Genomic DNA, 17,920 nt, shown 5'->3' on the forward strand with positions numbered 1-17,920 from the left:
GTAATCCTCACTTTCATAAAATTTGTTTGGGAAACGGAAAGGACGGCGTTATCTGCCGTCCTTTGTGGGTTCTTCGTCCTCGTCATAAGAAAGATCATCGCTGTACGCCAAATCCTGCTCATCATCTTCCCCGTAACCGTCATCCTCGAACTCGTCCTCGTCCATAGCCGCCTGCTGTTTCGGGCGCACGATCTTGAAGTAGTAACCCAGCCCGCCAGCGGCCACAAGAGCGATCACCAGGAAGATAATCATGCCGGTATTGCCGCCGGATTTCTCCGTCTCGGCTTCCGGCTGCTCGGTTTCCTCCGGCGCCAGTTCTTCCGTTACTTTCCCCAGGCAGCCGTTCAGGTCATTTTTGCAGACCGGGCAATCGGTATTCACCGCGCCCGCCTCGCATTTTTCCGTACAGTTACAGGTGACAACCTCAATGGCGCTTTCGCTGCCATTATCCTGCTGGGCCAGGGACAGCAGATCTTCCTCCGTAACGCCATTCAGGAAGTAGACGTTTTCCGAATCCCGCTTCCCGTCAATGATAAGGTAAAACACATTTCCGTCCGCGGTGGTGATGGTATAAAACTGCTTATCATCTTCCTGCTCGGTGGCTGAATCCAGGACCGTGCCGGTGCCTTCCGGGGTAAATGCCCCTTCCGGCACAGCCGATTCCGTTTCTTCCTCCGTAGCAGAACTTTCAGAAGAAGACTCTGTTTCTGCCTGGGAGGTCGAAGGGGTCTGGGCGGCCTGGCTGCTTTCCGAATTGCCGGAAGCATTGTTTGATGAAGGAGAAGGCGCGGGCGTTTGGGAAGGCGCGGCCTGTGTTTCCCCACCGGAAGATTGGGGCGCGGCAGAGGAAGCCGCCTGGGTCTGCGCCGGTTCCTCATAATAAGGGTTATCCAGCTTTACCTCTTTGGAGCGGTTGCCGGAATAGTCCACCGCGTAAACCGTCACTTCCTTGCCGTCCCCGGCGTAATCCTTCAAGGCCACGGTCCCCTTGCCGTTGACAAGGCTGTTGATACGGGTATCATCCACATACACCGCCTCCACGCCGGACATATCATCGCTGGCCTCCACCGCCAGTTTGTCGTTATTTAATGTAGCGGAAAGAGTGGGCGGCGTGGTATCGCTGCCCGTGGAAGCGTAAGCGGTGACGGGCAAAGCAATGGCGCTCATGCAAAGCACAAGCGCCGCTAAAACATTCCTCACTTTATTCTTCATGGCCGGCCTCCTGTTCTCCCGCAGGCGGGGCAGCCTCCGGGATCGTGAGGGTGCCCGCCCTGTGCGCTTTCAAAAATTCTGCCAGCTCCTTCGGGGTGAGGTGGAAATCACGGCCAATATCGCCGTAATCCTCGTTCTCCAGCCGGGTCTTTTCCTCTTTGAAAAGCTCCAGCTTTTTTTGCAGGTCTGCGATTTTCTTTTCCGTTTTTTCTATATCCCTTGCGAGTTTGTCAATTTTGGGATTCAATTTATTACCTCCGATCTTTAATTGGTTGAGATACGCCCAAATGCGTAAAAATGTTCGGTCCAGTAGGACGTATTGATATTGGCATACTGTACCGGGTCCCCGGCATGGATCATCTGCCCGTTGCCGATATAGATACCTACATGGGTCACAGGCGTGCCCGCCGAGTAGGTGCCGGTGAAGAAGATCAGATCTCCCGGCTGGGCGTTTTCTCTGGAAACAGGGGTACTCATGTTAAAAAGCCCCTGGGCTGTGGAGCGTCCCACACTGGCAACACCGCTCTGATTGAGGACATAGGAAACAAAGCCGCTGCAATCAAAGCTGTTTGGTCCCGAAGCGCCGAACACATAAGGCTTTCCGAGATGTTTCTGCGCCTCCGTAATCAGCGCCGCGTAATCGCCATCGCCCATAGGAGCGCCGGGATATGCGGGGATCTCCGGTCCGCCTGCGCTGCCGGGGATCAGGTTTGTCCCGGTATGGTCGCCGGTATCGGCAAAATACAGGGGATTAAGGTACTGCCCATCCACCAACACCTCCAGGTGAAGGTGCGGGCCGGTGGAATCACCGGTGCTGCCCACTTTGGCAATGACATCCCCCTGTTTGACTTCCTGCCCGGCAGATACCAGCAGCTCGGAGCAGTGGGCGTATTTTGTGGTTAGGGTCTTGCCGTCCTCCATGGTACCCTCCAGCACCACGATCAGCCCGTAGCTGCCTGCTTCCCCGGCCTGCGTTACCACGCCGTCATGCCCGGCCAAAATCTCTGTGCCCTGGGGCATCCCAATATCCACCGCCTTATGATAGTTCTTTTCTCCGCTGATGGGGTGGACGCGGTAGCCATAGTAGCTTGTGACATACGGAAGCCAGTTGGTATCGCCAAACACGTTGGAGACATACTGGCGGTTGCCCTTCGTCATCATCAGGACATTGAAAAGCTGGGCCTGTTCCGCGTTCATGCGGGCGGCGATCACATCGGTAAAGGACTTGGCCGTCAGGTTGACATTGAGAATCCGCCATTCATAAGTCACTTCCACCTCATAGGTCTCACCGGTACTGGGGTCTGTTCGGGTTTCCGTGCGGGTGCGGGTCTCCACTTCCTCCACAAATTCGAGGGAATACTGCTCGGCAAAAAGCTCCTGCAGCACCGCCTCAATATCTTCATACTGGAAGGCTTGATAGGATGCGGTGAGGAATCCCATCAGCTCAAAGGGGTTGTGCCCGATATTGCCCACATGGTAGCGGTATTCATCGTAGCCGGGGTGGTCCGCTTCGGCATTGTCAATCTGCATCTGCAGATCGGTTTCCCACTCCGTATAAACCAGCTCGGCATTGTTGATGTCCTGATCTTCCGCGGTATAGCTGGACGCCGCAATCGCGCCGGCCCCGCCTGTCCCTATGCTGGAACAGGAGGAAAAGAGGGAAAAAATCAGGACGACGATCAGGAACAACAGCGCCGCCATCAGGCAGAGGGCCGGGTGGCGGCTGGCAAAACGGCCAACAGCGCCACCGGCTTTTTTCGTGACAGCGGCAGTTTTCCCGGCGGCCTGCCCGGTGCGCCGGGCGGTCCGGGCAGCTTTGGCATACTCCCTTTTTAAGCGGTATTTCTGCCACGTGCGGGAAAACACATTGCTCCGTAACTGCGGGTTATCGTGGAGGGCCTGCTGGTAAGCCGCCCTTGCTAGGGTTTTCACCGTCTTTTTCTGCAGCCGGGACACCTTGCGGTAAGGCGCGGTTTTCCGGCGGTGGTTCAGGGCGCGAAGCCCGCCCTCGGCCACCAGCTCTGTGCGGTGGGCCGCCTCAATGCCCACATTTTCATGCTCATTCTCATAGATCTTCTTATGGGCATATCCGATAGCCGCGTTTGCGCCTTTTTTCACCGGGCGCAGAGGTTTGGCGCCTTTTATGTGTTCCTGTTGGGAGATCACCTCTTTTTCAAATTTTAAGCGCCGTTTGGCGTTGCCGGTGGCAGCGTCCGGCTCCACCTCCAGCCGCAGCTTCCGTCTGGCCGGAAGGCTGCCTTCGGCCTGTTCCAGCTTCCGGGCAGTCCGTTCCGCCTTCTGCTGGGCCTTCACCAGCTTTTTGCCGGGGGCATCCGGCGGCAGCTCATCCTCGGCAAATTGCAGTTTTGAGGTGCGGGGCTGCTCGGTAGCCGCTTCACTGGCGCTGCTGGACTCGGAAAACTTCTGCTGGTAGCGGGTACGCCGGTTGCCGGACTTCTCCCGCGGTTCCTCCCGTGGGGCGTCCTCATGGGTTTCCGGCTGCGAATCTTCCAGAGGGGAAGCATCCGCATCCTCCACTGGCTCCACCTGCGAGGCGTCACCGTCTTTCGGCCTTTGCTGCCGGGTGTGGCGGGCTTTGGCCGAAAGGTCCTCCAAAGAGTCAGGAGAATCCCTTGCCTGCCGCAAATCAAAATCCTGTTCCCGGCCACTGATACGGGTTTCCTCGCCGGAAGCCGCGCCCCGTTCCACCAGCCCGTCACGGGTCATCTTGTGAAATTTCTTTTCCTTTGCTCTAAATTCTTCATCCCTTGGCAACTGCATCACCTCCCATACGCCAGGCGGTGAAGAAGATTATCACGTTCCAGCCTCCGCGACTTCCTCCGGGCGGGTTGTCATGATCTGATACAGGCTGGTGTCCTTCGGGAAGTGATCGACAAAGGGGATAATCACATTTCCGAAAAACAAAAGGCCCTCGCCGGGGCCGCTGTGGGTCACATAGGAAAGCTGCGTCGGGCTGATCCCAAGCTGTTTCGCCAGAATTTGCCTGTCTCCCTGGGCCTGGTTCAACATGTAGATGAAATCCGAGTTTTCAAAGATATTCTCGATTTCACGGGAAGCCAGCAGGTCCTTCACATTTTGCGTCAGGCCGCTCGGAATCCCGCCCCATTTTCTGAACCGCTTCCAGATCTCAACGGAAAAAGCACCGGTCTGGCCTTTGAGCAGGAGATGAAATTCATCAATATAGAACCAGGTCGTTTTATGCTTCTCCCGGTTGGCAGTAACGCGGTTCCACACGGCGTCCTGCATGATAAGCAGCCCGATCTCTTTTAAGGCTTTGCCCAGGGATTTAAGCTGGAAGCACAGGACGCGGTGGCTGTCCATGTCGATGTTGCTCCTATGATTAAACACATTTAAGCTGCCGTTGACATAGATTTCAAGGGCAGTGGCGATATTCTGGGCCTCCGGCTCGCTCTGCTTGCGAAGCAGCTCATACAGGTCCCCCAAAATCGGCATATTCTCCGGGCGGGGGTCCTGCAGGTAATCCCGGTAGACCAGGCGGGTGCAGCGGTCAATGATGGTTTTCTCGATAGGGGTAAGTCCATCCTTGCCGCCGATAATCAGATCACACAAAGAGAGGACAAAATCGCTCTTTAATGTAATGGGGTTCTCGTCATCGCTGTAATCCAGGTTGATGTCCAGCGGATTGATATAGTTGGAGGAAGTGGGCGAAAGGTCAATGACCTGCCCCTGTTTCCCAAAGCGTTTTACCAGCGGGCCATATTCATTTTCCGGGTCTGCGATGATAATAGAATCATCCGTCAGCAGGAACACGTTGACGATCTCGCGCTTCGCGCTGAAAGATTTTCCGCTGTTGTGGACGACCAGCCCGTTTTCCAGCAGGAAATTCATATAGCGGGGGACGGTAAGGTCATACACCGGCACTTTCTTCGGCAGTTTCAGCACTGATACCCGCACCGCGGTATGGCCGCCGCTCAATTTCTGGCCTTCCTTCACATCCACCGCCTGCATATACTCCCCGGCGTCATCCATAATGAGATGGCTTTCCGTACAGCGGAAAGTGGTGCCGTCCTCCAAAGTGATCTGCTTTAAGACATCCGCATATTTCTCAATGCGAATATCCCGCGCCATGGCAGTGATAATCTGGCCGGTTTCATCATCAAAGGTCTTGACCTCGATTTCCTCCACACCGCGGGCCAGCAGTTCCTCAAAGGAGGCGGCGCTGCCGTCTGCCAGGAGAATCCGGGTATCACCGGCAAAGCAGCCGGGCGTGCCAAGAAACAATCCGTTGGGGTTTTTCAGCAGCTTACGGTTCGCCATAATCAGGTTTGAGGAAATGGCGTTGAGGCCGTAATACAATGCCTGCCCATCCTGGAACAATTCGCAGGTGGTAAAGGGTACGAAAATAGCGGTGCTGCTGGTGGTGAGTCCCCGCTGGATCTCGATCTGGTTCTGGCCCAGCGCCAGGGAGGACATAAGGCCCTGTTCCTGCTGATAGTCCAGGCGTTTCAGCGCGCAGTTATACTTTTGGGCAATGCCGGAAGCAGCCATAATGTCGCTGAACAGCTTTTGCCTTTTCGGGGCAATGTTCTGTACCAGCACCGTTACCAAAAACATACGCTCATTCCGGGATTGCAGATCTTGAAGCAGGTTTTGGGCTTCCTCCCCATAGGTGGCAAGGTCCGTGGGAATGATGTCCATATCATATCCGGCCCGCACCGCCTTTTTCTGTTCCTCGATCTTCATTTTCTGCAAATCGCTCATTTTCCGCTTGATATTGCGGATCGCCTGGGCCTGGTCGATAGACTGGATATGCAGGTTGATCGTCACCGCATCGTCCAGGTCCAAAAACTCTGCCAGCATCCGGTCCGTCAGCTCCGGCGCCAAAATCTGCAGAAAGGAGACAGCGCCGGAATACTCCCCAATGCGGAAAGTCTTACCGTCCTTTGAGAAGGTAAAGCTGGTGGGCGCGATAAAATCCTTTGTGGAAAGGCCGGTTTTGGCAAGGTCGCTCCAGGCAAACTTCAATTTCTCCTGCCCGCTGGGGTGGAGCTGGCTGTGCAGAAGCTCCAGCCGTTCCAGCCCGTTCAAAGAAGCCGCCTGGACGCCCAGGGTCTTAAAGTTGTTCAATACATCCGCTTCCACACGCTCCAGTCGCATTTTCGCGGTACGCAGGTCGTCCGCCTCAATGCCAAAGGTGATATATTTCCGTTTGGCAAGGCCGTTATTTCCTTTTTCAAGCTGGTTTTTGAGCATTTCCGCATACTCACGCCGGATGTCATCGTACTCGTCCCCCTGGGGCGGGATAGCAATGCTCTTGGAAAAGTCCTGCATATTGGCCCGCTGGTTGATAAAGGTGAGCTGGACGCTGATGGTGGAATCAAAGTAATTGAGGAAATCACAGTAATTCTCGAAAATCTGCGCCTTATCGTCTGCCTGGGCAAGCTGGTAGTTAATATCGAAAAACTGAATGGTCTTGGTATATAGCTTATCATTGACGCGGCAGATACCATCCTTGTAGATCTCCCGGTAGGGGATCGTCTGCTGGGCCGTCTGCGGCGCGTCCCGTTTTACTCCACTGAAAAAGCCGCCCTTGCCAGGCGGCTTCGCATGAGGCCCAGATTTCTTACCGGCCTTTTTTACTGCGGACCGGTTTTTTCGCGCCTGCTGGATGTTTGCCTGCAGGCGTTTTTCCTGCGCTTCCTGCTGTTTGGTTTTTGGCAATACTTATTTCCTCCTTCTTCGACATGATTTTATAAAAGTTCCGGGTCTTGTATGGGCGCGTCTCCGGCCACAGCCGGTGCCGGATCATATTTTTCAGAATCTTCTCCGCTGGCTGGCCGTCGCGCTCATACATTGCCATAAAGAAAAAGGGCATCATCAGCCCGATCATCAAAAGCACCGAAGCGGTATTTCCGATCACCGTGCGGGTGAAAAAATACACCGGCAGGCCAACCGCCCCGGCAATGCTGAAAAAAATAAGCTGCCTTTTGGTCAGATTAAAGGCAACTTTGGTCTTAACCTTCGTCAAATCTTTTGGAACCGGTACATAGGGCAAAAAATCACCTTCTTTCTTATCCGTATCATAAATTCCCTGTATGACGCAGGTCGTACAGGGAACCACAATGCAATTCTGTCAGATCATCAAAAAAGCAGTCCCCGTTACCGAACCTGGGGATCTCGATTTTCTTTAGCATGGGAACCTTGTGTACTTACCTGTTGGGCGGCTTTCTGCAGCCGGTCATGTACCGACTCCCGCGCCGTTGTCGCTCCCTTCTGGGCAAGATATTCCGGGCTGCTCTGAATATCTCCGATATATTCCTCCAGAAGATCATCCATATCAATCAGGTCAGATACCGGCTTCGGCCATCTGTCGGCAAGATATTTCAAGGGATTTTCCAGCGAAAGCAGTGCTTCCACCTCATTTTTTTCAAATGTCATACCCCGCGTTACATAGGCGTAGACATCCTGCGCAGCCGCAATCTCCGGGGCCTTTGCAATCAATATCTCTTTATCCATGGAGAGCCAATCATCCCGAAGGCTCACCCAATTTTGCCCCAGGCGTTTTATCAGGCCAAGCATCCGGTCCGGGGACGTTTCCTCGTTGATCTGCTCAAACCTCTGGAAAGCGTCAATTTTATCCAGCAATTCGCAAATTGGAAAACTATGTTCGTGCGTGTTTTCCTCCCAGCACCAGTGAGCCACATCCAGCGGGTCTTGAAAAGACAGCAGAGCTTCTACCTCCGCTGGTGTAAATTCATGCTCGACTTTCAGATAATAGTGCAGAGCCGCCAAATCCTGCAATTCATAGATACTGCCGATATTCGTGCTGTCCAGCATATCCGCGTGTATTGACAGGCAATCGTCCAGCCTATCCATCAACAGTTTTTTCGCATCCTGTTCCAAGCTCAAATTTCCTCCTTTCCCGCCGGGAGGGTGATCGTGCAATCGACTTCGTTGCCCCAGACATCCCAACCCGGCGTTTTCTGGCGGGCAAAAAGCTCTACCCTGGGCTGGTCGCCCATCAGCTTGACGATCTTATCCCGCACAATATCCGGCTTTTTGCTGTGCTGCTCGATATGGGAAATGACAAATTGATGGATTCCGGCGCTCTGCCGTTTGGGATGGCCGCGGGTAGCCAGAAGGCACACCTCCGCGTTAGAGCGCGTCCAGAACCCCATACCGTAAAACCAGGTATCAGCTTTGCGGTTTTGTTTCAGCCACAGGAAGGCCAGCGTTTTATACTGGAATCCCCAGGCGTCAATGACGCGGAACGCTTCTTTAAGCTGGGGAAACGTACCCCAAAGAAAAAGTGCGCTGTCCTTGGCCGCAAGGTCCGCAACCGGAAGCGCACAGATTTCCTCAATGCTCATCGTGGGATAATGGTTTTCCGCAACTCCATGGCCCCGCTTCATATCGTACCGCCACGGCGGGTCCGCATAGATGATCCCGTATTTTTTATCCTCCGGCATCAGCGGGAGGGGCCGTCTTTAGAGGCGGCTGCCTTCACCGGCTGGCTTTTCACCTTACCGGCGTTCTCTTTCAAAGCCCCGGAGAGGGAAGGACGGTCATTCATCCCCCTGGCAGCTTCCAAAGTGGCCTGCATTTTTTCAATGGCAGCGCCATACCCCTCCGCAACAGCCTCATTAAGCTGCTTTCGGAAATCTGCCGTAATCGGCTTGCAGATGTCCCTCCAGTTCCCGTTTCCGTCCTGCTGGGAAGGCATGTTGACATACAGCCCTTTCTCACTGGCGCAGACCTTCAAGCCTTCCACCACAAAGCAATCGTTGATGGTAATGGCCGCAAAGCCTACCAGGTTTTCTTTGGGGGTAATCGGGCGCACCCGGACATCCAGCTTCAAAGGCATGGCATCGTTTTTCTCCTGTGCGGCTTTGGAAGCAGTAGTATTTGTATTGCTCATGGAAAATCCTCCTTAAATTTGAATGATATAAGCACAATCAATGTGCATTGAATATTGATTTGGATAACGAGCCTGTCTTAAACAGGGCAAAGGCCAGCAGCACCGTATAGCCTGCTGTACCCCAGATTGCACCATGCACGCTGCTGGAAGATGGGATGGATTGTACCAGCACCGCATAGATCGCAACGCAGATTAAAATTAGGAATCCCTGGAAGCCAAGGGCAAACAGGGAGCGCAGGTAATTCGTCCCCATCGCTCCCCATTCGCGGTTGGCAAGTGTGGAAAAAGGAATCGGCGCAATGCTCACGGTCAAATAAATCTCTATCATTCTGCCGTAAACAATCACGAAAATCACGATAGACAAAATCCACATGCACAGGTTGATGATGTTAGTTTCCAGCCAAAGGCCGATCAGTTCCCAGATCCCCATAGCTTGAAGCTGTGTTTCCAGATTGGCCATGGACGCGGCCACATCCAGATTTCCGTTGATGATCCCCGAACTGTTCGCCACAACCGTCTGCGCCACATCGAATACGGCCATCACAATCGTAAAGCAGTTGGTGAGCAGATAGGTGGCAACGAAGGTCTTGAACACCCACTTAAAAATGTTGAAGGTGTCAAATTCGTGCATGTTGTTTTTCTCAAGAATCATCTGGATCAACTCATATACCAGCACAAAGGTAAGGATTATGCCAGCAATGGGCAGCACCACCGTTTCCGATAGCGTCTGGATCATATTGAAAACACCGCTGTTCCAGCCCTGGGGTGTCTGGCCTACCTGCGCGGCCACATCGGTTACTTGGTTGTTGACCGATTCAAAGATTCCCGTAAATTGTCCTGTGATGGCGTCGATTAAGCCCTGTTTTATCCAGTCTGTTATCCAGCCAAATAACCAGTCCATGGACGATTAGAACAAGCCCGACAGAAGCGGAATCAGTGTCATCCCTACCACTGCGATACCGCCGCCAGCCATGAGCTGTTTCATACCCTGGCTTTTTGCTTATGTGTGATAAAGAAGCAATAGAAGTGCAAAAAATTTTGCCGTTCCTATCCGACACTTGGCCATTGTGTCGGATAGGTCGGGCGGTTATTCGGGCAAGTCAATCTTGCCGACAAAGCTGTAATAAATCTCAATGTCCTGCCTGCGGGTGCCGTTCTCATCATAGCTGCACTCATGCACGACGATTTTCTCAATCATCTCCCGCAAGAGGGTGGGGGTCAATTCCTCAAAGGCAAGGTGCTTTCGGACGATACCCATAAACTTTTCCGCGTTGACGGTGGCGGCCTGCGACTTGTCCAGTTCGGCCTGCAAAGCGGCGGCGCGGTCTTTTAGTTCCCGCTGCTCCTGCTCATAGTCTGCCGACAATTCCATGAAACGCTCGTCGCTGATTTTGCCGTTCACATTGTCCTCATACAGCCGCTTGATAATGCGGCTCACTTCGGAAATGCGCTCCTGCGCCTGTTCAAGCTGCTTCGTAGCTGCGGCGGTCTTTCTCTTGCCGCCGATCTCGTTCTGCTGGATAAGCAGCTTCACAAAGCGGCTCTCATGCTTGGCGGCGTATTCCGTCACCTGCCGGAGATTGGAGAGGACACCGGCGGTCAACAGGTCGGTGCGGATAAAGTGCGCCGTACAGTCGCGGGTGCGCTTCTTGTAGCTGCCGCAGATGTAACAGTCCTGCTTGCGGTTCTTGTTCTGATACCGCTGCTGGTACATCACATGGCCGCAGTCGGCGCAGAACAGCATACCGGAGAACAGCCCCACTTCGTCATAGCGGTTCGGGCGTTTGCGCTGCTTGCGTAACTCCTGCACGCGCTCCCATGTTTCCGTGTCGATAATCGGCTCATGGTGGTTCGGGAAAATGGCCTGCTTCTCCACGGGGTTCTCTATGCTGTGCTTGGTCTTGTAAGAGGGCTTCTCCGTCTTGAAGTTTACCAGACAGCCGGTGTACTCTCGGTTTTCGAGGATATGAACAACGGTGTTTGTCGCCCATTTGCACTCATAGCCGGGGTGATAGCGGCGGGTGCTGCCCGTCCTGCGGTATTCCAGCGTCCCCGGCGTGGGGATTTGCTGCTCCGACAGCATACGGGCAATCTTGGTCGGGCCGTTCCCGGCAAGGCAAAGCTGGTATATCTGCTTGACTACCGGCGCGGTTTCCTCGTCAACGATATAATTCTCGTCCTCGTCCATGAGGTAGCCGTACACCGGCTTGCTGGTAACGGGCTTGCCGCTCATGCCTTTTGCTCTCTTAACTGCCTTGATTTTCTTGCTCGTATCTCTCACCAGCCATTCGTTGAACAGATTTCGCAGAGGGGTAAAATCGTTGTCCATGCCGCCGTTTGCGCTGTCCACATTGTCGTTGACAGCGATAAAACGCACGCCCTTTTGAGGGAACAGCATTTCCGTGTAAAACCCTACCTGCAAGTAGTTTCGCCCTAACCGGCTCATGTCCTTGACGATAACTGTACCCACTTTCCCGGCTTCAATGTCTGCAAGCATGGCTTGAAAACCGGGCCTTTGAAAGTTCGCGCCGGAATAGCCGTCGTCGGTGTACCAGCGCAGGTTGGTAAAGCCATTCTGTTTTGCAAAGGCTTCGAGTATCCTTTTTTGGTTCGATATGGAATTACTCTCACCTTGCAATTCGTCCTCATGGGACAATCTCGGATAAAGGGCGGTAATGAGGTTTTGGGTGGCTTGTCTTAACATAAAATCCTCCGTTTCCGACAGCCAGCCCCACTATTCCGTGGTTTCATTGTACCACGGAATAGGGTGGGCTGTATAGCGGCAAAAGTGTAAAATCTGATTCTTTATGATTTGTAAAATTGCCGATTTTTGTGTAGCGATTTATTGTTTTCATTTTCTTGTGTAAATATTTATAAATCCGTGTTATGATATTAAAAATAAATTTACGGGGTGGAGAAATGAAAAATGTAATTATTAGCGCCGATGGTGATAGAATGGTTTATTCTGTTCCGAACATTGTAGCTGACAATCTAACCGAATACTGCATTGAATTTTGTGATAAATGGCTTAGAACAAGTTCCCACGCAAAAAAATATAGGATTAACGGTGGCCTATGTTACAATGAGCGGGATTTCATTGAGTATCTCAACAGATTCATATTTCCCAAAGAGCAATCGGTGTTTATTGAAAATCTTGGTCCAATAGGGATTGATGAATTACCAATACCAGAACGCTACAAGGATTGTCCTATGTTTAATTTCTAAAAGATATAAAAAGCGGCCACGCTCCCCGGCATGGCCGCTTTTTCCATGCCCCGGCTCACGCCGGATAAGTTGGCTCCTGTGTAGCAGCGGCTTCCGCTTCCAGTACCCGCGCCATTTTGTCGGCAGCGGTGGTCGTGGTGTCTTTCTTGAAATAGCCGGACACGACAAGGACGGAATTGCCCATGCGGATTTCCGTCACGCAGTCGGGGCGGCGGGCGGTGCGGGTGTCGTGCTGCTTGTTATCTGCCATAGGCAATACTCCTTTCACTCGTTCATCAGTTCTTTCAAAAGCCCCAGCTTGTCCTGCGCGGCCTTTTTGCGGAAATTGCCGCCGGTACAGCACACCGGGGGACACATTTCCAGCACCCGGTCATAAATCCGGGAATGGGCGGTGTCTTTTGGGTGCTGCAACTCTGAAAGCGTGAGGTTGGTCGTGACGATCAGCGGCTTGCGGCTGCGGTAACGGCTGTCAATCACATTGAAAACCTGTTCCAGCCCGTATTCTGTCCCGCGCTCCATGCCGAAGTCGTCAAGGATAAGCAGCGGATAGCGGCAAAGGCGGGAAATATATTCATTCCTGCCCTCAAAGCTGGCGGCAAGGTCATTGAGGATAAGGGCAAAATTCGTCATATAGACGGGGATTTCTTTCTCCATGAGGGCGTTTGCGATACAGCCCGCAAGGTAACTCTTGCCGGTGCCGACGCTCCCCCAGAACAGGCAGCCCACATTCCCGGCGTATGCCCGTTCCCAGTTCTTCACATAGTTACGCGCCCGGATTGCCTGCGGGTTCTGGCCGTTGTCGTTCTCAAAAGTCCAGTCCCGCATGGCGGGGTCGGTAAAGCCCCGGCGTTTCAAGTCCTCTACGGTGTCAAGGTGCTTTTGTCGTTTCTCGGCGGCTTCCCGTTCCTCACGGGCGGCTCTCTGGCAGTCGCACTCTGCCGGGTGGCGGTCACGGCCAAAGACAGCGGCCTTGTCCGGCGCAAAATAGGCTTCTTTCGGCTTATGGCACTTGCCGCAGTACAGTAAACCGTCCTCGCCGGTGTAGTCCTCCGGCTCCGGGGTGGTGGCGGTCAATCTGTCAATCATTTCTGAAAATGTGGTGTTCATAGGCTCTCTCCCTCCTTGAATGAGTAATCGGGGACGCCCTGTTTTGCGGCTCCCTTTCTGTCCCGGTCTGCCCACATACGGACAGCGGCGGCATAGTTGCGGTAATCTTTCCCGGTGGCGGCGATATACTGGCTCAATTCCTCAATGAACCGTTCCAGCCTGTCGGGGTAGTCCTCTTTCAGTTCTGCGTATTCTGTTTCTGACAGGAAAATATTCTGGTATCTGCCAAAAGCTGCGGGCGGCTCCCCACTCGCTCCCATTGTTTGGTTCTCTGTAAGGTTGTTTATAGTAGTTTGGTTAGGGGACGGTTTTCCGACCATCATAAGGTCGGTTTTCTGACCATCAGTAGGTCGGTTTTCCGGCTCTGTGAGGGTCGGTTTTCCGGCCATCAGTTGGTCGGAAAACTGTACCTGTGGCACACGTGGCACTTTCACATATAGCCGGTTCGGTGCGGAGAAGCCGCCCCGTTCCCGTTCCAAAAGCCCCGCCATGTCCAGTTCGTTAAGCGCCCCCTTTATGGTGGTGCTGCCTTTATCCAGTATTTCGGCTATCTCCGCGATGGGATAGATAATATAAATCCTGCCCTTGTCGTCCTGCCACTTGTTTTTCTGTGAGAGGGTTGAGCGGTCTAACAGAAGCGAATACAGCAGCTTGGCGGTCTGGGAAATCTCCATTTTCAGCAGGAAACGGGGATAAGGCAGAAAGAGAGGCAGCGGCGTGTCTGCCATGATATAATCAGCGATAGTATCACCTCCCTGTGTTCGGGTTGATTTTGGCAGTTTGTCACGCATTAGGACGGCGTTTCCGGTGGAAAAGGATAAATGTATCGCGCACCCTTTGACACCCACGAAAAAAGCCTTGATTTATGCGGGTTTGAAAGGCTCTAAAGCGTGACATTTATGCCTTTGTTTCCGCTTTCGCTCGGCGGCTTTGATTTTCTTCATGCGTCCGGCGCAGTCCGGGCAGTATTTTCCCCGGTTTGACTTGGGGACAAAGGCCGCGCCGCAGACGGCACATCGTTTCCGGCTCCCCCGATACAAGAGGGCGGCGGCCAGTTCCCCGTCAAGGGGCAGGACAGCCACACGGAACCACCGGCACATGAGAGAAAGGGAAATGCTCTGGACACACACGCAAGGCTCCCCGTCATCTAACAGCAGGCAGTTCCCCCCGTCGTAGTTACAGCACTCATGCACCAGCCGCCGCGCCCGCCGGTGCTGGCGGTAGTCCATGCGGGGCAGCTTATCGCTCATGGCTCTGCTCCTTTCTGCGGTGCGGCTCGCTCCGGCGCAAAATCTGGTCGATGTTCCGCTTGACGGTCTGCAACTCCGTGTACCGCTGCTTCTGTTCGTGGTAGGTGTTATACAGGCTGGATTTCTTGGAAACAAGCTGCTCGATCTCGTCCTGCAACGCTTTCCGGGCGGGCAGCTTGGTAATGCCATGCTCCCGGAAATACCGGGCGGCTGCGTCGGCTATGATAAAATCGCTCTCATGTGCCTGCCGGTATGCGGCGCGGGCTTTCTCGGATTTCTGCGCTTTCAGCCCGTCGCGGGCGGGCTTGGTCTTGGCGTAGGCAAGTACCTGCCGCTGCAACTCCTTTTTCCCTTGCAGCTTCGTTTCCAGTGCTTTCAGCTTGCCGCTGGTCTGGCGCATTTCCTGATAGGCGGTATCAACGGCGGCTTCCAACTGCTCCGGGGAAGTGAAGCCGTATTCCTGATACACATTCAGCGTCGCGGCCATTTGTTTGAGGTTGTGCATGGTCGCCCAGCGTTCATAGCCCCGGCCTTTGCCCTCGGCTTTCTTCTGCTCAATGTCCACAAGCCGCTGCACACCGTCCTGTTTCGGGGCGGTTTGAGGGGCTTTTGTGGGCTGTATGCCGGTTTTCCCACGCCGGGGGTATTCGAGTATGGCCGCGGCCTTTTCTGTGGCTCTGGCGGCGTTCTGCTCCAAAACGGCAAGGACAGCGGCGCGGTCAAAGTCGTCACCCAGCTTCCGGGCGGTAATGGGCTTTGTCCTGTCCGGCGTAAGGTAGGAAAGCCGCCCCCGGCTCTCCTTGACGGCCACGCCCTCCCGCAGCAGCAGAGAGGAAAAGTCCTCGAATGAGGCCGCTGTAGACAGCGCGGCGCGTATGGTCTGCCGCAGCTTCTCCTTGTTCGTTTCAAACTTGGTCTGCCGGGGCGTGATACCGCCTGCAATCATGGGGGCGTTCTGCTTGTCCAGTGCGGCCTGTCCCTTTTTCTGCGCCCAATACTCCCGGTCTGTGACGCGGTTCTTGCTGCCGTTCAAGAGGTCGATTTGGTAAAGCCCCTCCCGGTGGCACATCTCCATGACTTCGGACTTGAAGTAGCGCAAGGCCGCGTCGGTACAGCGGTGCTTGCAGCCGGCTTTCGTGTCGGCTGGCCTGTCCATGTAGGGCAGGAACGGCACTTCCTCAATCCGCAGGCTGTTAATGACGATATGCACATGGATATTTCCGCTGTGGTTATGCCCGTCCGGGTGGGTGCATACAAGGGCTTGGTGGCCGGGGAAATGCTCGGCGCAAAACTTCTCGCCCAACTCCTGCGCCCGGTCTACGGTCAAGCCGTTGTCCGGGCCGTCCCGTGGGTCAAAGCTGATGATATAGTGGTGGCTTTTCACATCTTCCCGCCGCTGGTTCTTCTCATAGCGGAGATTTGCCCGCATACAGGCAACGGCAAAATCCTCCCCGCCGCAGTTCAGCGTGGACAGCCGGTAGTCCTCGCGGGGGATAAGCCTGCCGGTTTCATCAAGGACAGGCTTCATGGTAAACTCGTCATGCTCAAACAGCAGGTATTGTTCGGCGGCTCCGTAGTCGGCGTTTTTAGAGTTGATATGCTTGAGTGTTGCCAACTGCGTCACCTACTTTCTTGAGGACTTCATACTTGAGGGCGGCAAGGTCGGCTATGGCGGCGCGTACCTCGCCGGACAGCGCGTTATAGGGTACGCCGTACTCGTTCAGATACCGGGCAATCTGGTTGAGGTTGCCGCCAATCTTGCCATACTCGGCGGCCAGCTTTCCAACAGCGGAGAGCAGTTCATCATTGACCGCCGACACATGGATTACGGGGCGTATAGTCGCCCGCCGTATCGCCTGCCGGAGAAATTCGGACTGGCTGATACCATAGGGCGCAAGCCGCGCTGTGAAGTCGGCGTATTCTTCTTCGGACAGCCGGGTTTTCACAACGCGGCTGCGGTGGGGTGTGTTGTATCGCTTCGGCATAGGCTGTAAACCTCCTTTCACTTATCACAAAAAATAGGCTGGTCTGTTAGGTATTTCCGGGGCAGTTCTCGCAAAAAAATGGCCTGCCGGACGGAAATATTTTTGCGGCGCAAGCCGCCATAGCAGGGTTTGGGGAAGGCACTCCCCAACAAGTTTCCCGCGAGGGGCAAAACCGCAGAATTGCGGATTTTGGCACCGTGGTAGAAACTTGCTCTCCGTGACTGCAAACTTTCTCTCACTTCCGTCCGCCACTTTTTTGGAAAACTGCAACCACAAAAGTTTGTTTCTCTTTTTCTGCTACTACTAATCCTGTAAAGGGCATTCCTGCCCGCTTTCGCTAAAATGACACCGGACGCAGTGGTTTCTACCCGGTGTTGGAGAAATCCTTTCTCTTTGCCCTCTACTACGGGTAAATGCTCCAAATGCCAAACACCAGGGCAGAAAAATTCCCTCCTCGCTTACTACTACAACCGGCAGGGGGCAAAATGGCCGGGAGCGGAGCCGGACAACAAAAAAAGCAGTAAATCTTTTTCAAGACTTACTGCTTTCGCTGGCCGCGTCGGTGGCGGCTGGTATTCAGTTTTTATGACTTGTCCGGTGGTTCGTCAAGCCGGAACTTGAATTGACAGTCAATTAACCGCTGCTTTACATAGTCCTCCACCTCGGCGTTGACCTGCCCGTTCACTTTTGAGAAATAGCGGATATATCCGGCGTAGTGGAGCAGGACAGCGTTCACGGCTTCTGGGTCGCCCTCACGGGCTTTGAGGATTGTTTCATAGGGGAGAAGTCTACTCATACCGGCTCACCCCCATTTCTTCGCGTAGCCGCTGCAAGGCAAGCTGGATATGCCGCCCCGCTGTGCTGCGTGACCGGCCAATACACGCGCCGATCACGCGCTGCGGCTGGCGCAGAAAGTAATAGCGCAGGATTTCTTCCCGCGTCTGCTCCGGCAAAACAGAGATCGCGTCGGCAAGGGCGGCGTTGCAGAGCAGGACGGTCTGACCGCAGACGGTAAATGGGTATTCCTCGTCCGGCTCCGACGCGGCAAACTGGACAAACTTCTCGTTCATCAGATAGTCAAGGGAAACTTGCCGTTCCCATTGCCGTTTAAGCTTCAAAATCTTGTCCAAGGCGGCACAGCGGATAACAGTCTTGCAAAAGGCGTTGTACCTGCGCTGGATATATTCTTGATAGGCTATCTGGTCGGTCATGGAAATTCCCCTTTCTGAATAATAGTGCGG

General features: G+C 54.0%; 19 protein-coding genes and 1 pseudogene. 1 reads left to right on the plus strand and 19 read right to left on the minus strand.

What is annotated here, in order from left to right:
• Positions 1 to 48 precede the first annotated feature (48 nt).
• The 11 genes and pseudogenes from B5F98_RS07815 to B5F98_RS07865 form a co-directional block, all read right to left on the minus strand.
• Positions 49 to 1,212, minus strand: coding sequence for a DUF4366 domain-containing protein (locus tag B5F98_RS07815; protein ID WP_087371178.1), 1,164 nt, complete (start codon positions 1,210 to 1,212; stop codon positions 49 to 51).
• Entirely contained in the window at positions 1,202 to 1,459 is a 258-nt protein-coding gene (locus B5F98_RS07820) for a DUF4315 family protein (protein WP_087180100.1), read from the minus strand. The genes B5F98_RS07815 and B5F98_RS07820 overlap by 11 nt, the downstream gene beginning before the upstream one ends.
• 17 nt (positions 1,460 to 1,476) lie before the next feature.
• A complete protein-coding gene (locus B5F98_RS07825) occupies positions 1,477 to 3,939 on the minus strand; it encodes a peptidoglycan DD-metalloendopeptidase family protein (RefSeq protein WP_242961627.1) in 2,463 nt (820 codons plus the stop codon).
• Between the two features lie 87 nt (positions 3,940 to 4,026).
• Positions 4,027 to 6,915 carry a conjugal transfer protein TraE gene (locus B5F98_RS12990; RefSeq protein ID WP_158099816.1) on the minus strand — a complete coding sequence of 963 codons (2,889 nt, stop codon included), beginning with the start codon at positions 6,913 to 6,915 and terminating at the stop codon, positions 4,027 to 4,029.
• Positions 6,818 to 7,249: a PrgI family protein gene (locus B5F98_RS07835; RefSeq protein WP_087371184.1), complete on the minus strand. Its 432-nt coding sequence runs from the start codon at positions 7,247 to 7,249 to the stop codon at positions 6,818 to 6,820. Before B5F98_RS07835 ends, B5F98_RS12990 begins: the two co-directional genes overlap by 98 nt.
• Positions 7,250 to 7,353: 104 nt before the next feature.
• Positions 7,354 to 8,097, minus strand: a complete 744-nt coding sequence (locus B5F98_RS07840; RefSeq protein ID WP_242961628.1) for a hypothetical protein — start codon at positions 8,095 to 8,097, stop codon at positions 7,354 to 7,356.
• Between the two features lie 2 nt (positions 8,098 to 8,099).
• Positions 8,100 to 8,663, minus strand: coding sequence for an MT-A70 family methyltransferase (locus B5F98_RS07845; RefSeq protein ID WP_087371188.1), 564 nt, complete (start codon positions 8,661 to 8,663; stop codon positions 8,100 to 8,102).
• Positions 8,663 to 9,112, minus strand: a complete 450-nt coding sequence (locus tag B5F98_RS07850) for a SpoVG family protein (protein WP_087371191.1) — start codon at positions 9,110 to 9,112, stop codon at positions 8,663 to 8,665. Before B5F98_RS07850 ends, B5F98_RS07845 begins: the two co-directional genes overlap by 1 nt.
• A 37-nt stretch (positions 9,113 to 9,149) precedes the next feature.
• Positions 9,150 to 10,013: a CD0415/CD1112 family protein gene (locus B5F98_RS07855; RefSeq protein ID WP_087371194.1), complete on the minus strand. Its 864-nt coding sequence runs from the start codon at positions 10,011 to 10,013 to the stop codon at positions 9,150 to 9,152.
• A gap of 6 nt (positions 10,014 to 10,019) precedes the next feature.
• Positions 10,020 to 10,112: pseudogene (locus B5F98_RS13310) on the minus strand (Maff2 family protein); the annotation flags it as partial.
• A gap of 87 nt (positions 10,113 to 10,199) precedes the next feature.
• Entirely contained in the window at positions 10,200 to 11,816 is a 1,617-nt protein-coding gene (locus tag B5F98_RS07865; RefSeq protein ID WP_087371197.1) for a recombinase family protein, read from the minus strand.
• 215 nt (positions 11,817 to 12,031) lie between these two features.
• Here B5F98_RS07865 and B5F98_RS07870 point away from each other — a divergent pair, with 215 nt between their 5' ends.
• Complete coding sequence (locus B5F98_RS07870; protein ID WP_087371200.1) at positions 12,032 to 12,337, plus strand: hypothetical protein; 306 nt, start codon at positions 12,032 to 12,034, stop codon at positions 12,335 to 12,337.
• 55 nt (positions 12,338 to 12,392) lie between these two features.
• Here the strand turns inward: B5F98_RS07870 and B5F98_RS07875 are convergent, their stop codons facing one another.
• The 8 genes from B5F98_RS07875 to B5F98_RS07920 all read right to left on the minus strand — a co-directional run bounded on the left by B5F98_RS07875 (position 12,393) and on the right by B5F98_RS07920 (position 17,890).
• A complete protein-coding gene (locus tag B5F98_RS07875; protein ID WP_079697851.1) occupies positions 12,393 to 12,587 on the minus strand; it encodes a transposon-encoded TnpW family protein in 195 nt (64 codons plus the stop codon).
• Positions 12,588 to 12,601: 14 nt separating this feature from the next.
• Positions 12,602 to 13,444, minus strand: a complete 843-nt coding sequence (locus B5F98_RS07880; protein WP_005875988.1) for an ATP-binding protein — start codon at positions 13,442 to 13,444, stop codon at positions 12,602 to 12,604.
• Positions 13,441 to 14,235, minus strand: a complete 795-nt coding sequence (locus B5F98_RS07885; protein WP_005875989.1) for a replication initiator protein A — start codon at positions 14,233 to 14,235, stop codon at positions 13,441 to 13,443. The genes B5F98_RS07880 and B5F98_RS07885 overlap by 4 nt, the downstream gene beginning before the upstream one ends.
• 72 nt (positions 14,236 to 14,307) lie before the next feature.
• The gene (locus B5F98_RS07890) at positions 14,308 to 14,694 is read right to left on the minus strand and encodes a cysteine-rich VLP domain-containing protein (protein WP_087371203.1); all 387 of its coding nucleotides are present in this window, start codon (positions 14,692 to 14,694) and stop codon (positions 14,308 to 14,310) included.
• Positions 14,684 to 16,309 carry a relaxase/mobilization nuclease domain-containing protein gene (locus tag B5F98_RS07895; RefSeq protein WP_087371206.1) on the minus strand — a complete coding sequence of 542 codons (1,626 nt, stop codon included), beginning with the start codon at positions 16,307 to 16,309 and terminating at the stop codon, positions 14,684 to 14,686. Before B5F98_RS07895 ends, B5F98_RS07890 begins: the two co-directional genes overlap by 11 nt.
• Positions 16,281 to 16,679, minus strand: coding sequence for a plasmid mobilization relaxosome protein MobC (gene mobC, locus B5F98_RS07900; protein WP_033121634.1), 399 nt, complete (start codon positions 16,677 to 16,679; stop codon positions 16,281 to 16,283). Before mobC ends, B5F98_RS07895 begins: the two co-directional genes overlap by 29 nt.
• A gap of 583 nt (positions 16,680 to 17,262) precedes the next feature.
• Entirely contained in the window at positions 17,263 to 17,475 is a 213-nt protein-coding gene (locus B5F98_RS07915) for a helix-turn-helix domain-containing protein (protein ID WP_002586615.1), read from the minus strand.
• Positions 17,468 to 17,890, minus strand: coding sequence for a sigma-70 family RNA polymerase sigma factor (locus B5F98_RS07920; protein ID WP_002586616.1), 423 nt, complete (start codon positions 17,888 to 17,890; stop codon positions 17,468 to 17,470). Before B5F98_RS07920 ends, B5F98_RS07915 begins: the two co-directional genes overlap by 8 nt.
• Positions 17,891 to 17,920 lie beyond the last annotated feature (30 nt).

The organism is Pseudoflavonifractor sp. An44 (genome assembly GCF_002161675.1).
Classification (GTDB): domain Bacteria; phylum Bacillota; class Clostridia; order Oscillospirales; family Oscillospiraceae; genus Enterenecus; species Enterenecus faecium.

Excerpts from the sequence above, each read along its gene's own strand:
- B5F98_RS07815 (WP_087371178.1), bottom strand. The coding sequence starts at position 1,212 with ATGAAGAATAAAGTGAGGAATGTTTTAGCGGCGCTTGTGCTTTGCATG.
- B5F98_RS07825 (WP_242961627.1), bottom strand. The coding sequence starts at position 3,939 with ATGACCCGTGACGGGCTGGTGGAACGGGGCGCGGCTTCCGGCGAGGAA.
- B5F98_RS07845 (WP_087371188.1), bottom strand. The coding sequence starts at position 8,663 with ATGCCGGAGGATAAAAAATACGGGATCATCTATGCGGACCCGCCGTGG.
- B5F98_RS07850 (WP_087371191.1), bottom strand. The coding sequence starts at position 9,112 with ATGAGCAATACAAATACTACTGCTTCCAAAGCCGCACAGGAGAAAAAC.
- B5F98_RS07855 (WP_087371194.1), bottom strand. The coding sequence starts at position 10,013 with ATGGACTGGTTATTTGGCTGGATAACAGACTGGATAAAACAGGGCTTA.
- B5F98_RS07865 (WP_087371197.1), bottom strand. The coding sequence starts at position 11,816 with ATGTTAAGACAAGCCACCCAAAACCTCATTACCGCCCTTTATCCGAGA.
- B5F98_RS07870 (WP_087371200.1), top strand. The coding sequence starts at position 12,032 with ATGAAAAATGTAATTATTAGCGCCGATGGTGATAGAATGGTTTATTCT.
- B5F98_RS07875 (WP_079697851.1), bottom strand. The coding sequence starts at position 12,587 with ATGGCAGATAACAAGCAGCACGACACCCGCACCGCCCGCCGCCCCGAC.
- B5F98_RS07880 (WP_005875988.1), bottom strand. The coding sequence starts at position 13,444 with ATGAACACCACATTTTCAGAAATGATTGACAGATTGACCGCCACCACC.
- B5F98_RS07885 (WP_005875989.1), bottom strand. The coding sequence starts at position 14,235 with ATGCGTGACAAACTGCCAAAATCAACCCGAACACAGGGAGGTGATACT.
- B5F98_RS07890 (WP_087371203.1), bottom strand. The coding sequence starts at position 14,694 with ATGAGCGATAAGCTGCCCCGCATGGACTACCGCCAGCACCGGCGGGCG.
- mobC (WP_033121634.1), bottom strand. The coding sequence starts at position 16,679 with ATGCCGAAGCGATACAACACACCCCACCGCAGCCGCGTTGTGAAAACC.
- B5F98_RS07915 (WP_002586615.1), bottom strand. The coding sequence starts at position 17,475 with ATGAGTAGACTTCTCCCCTATGAAACAATCCTCAAAGCCCGTGAGGGC.
- B5F98_RS07920 (WP_002586616.1), bottom strand. The coding sequence starts at position 17,890 with ATGACCGACCAGATAGCCTATCAAGAATATATCCAGCGCAGGTACAAC.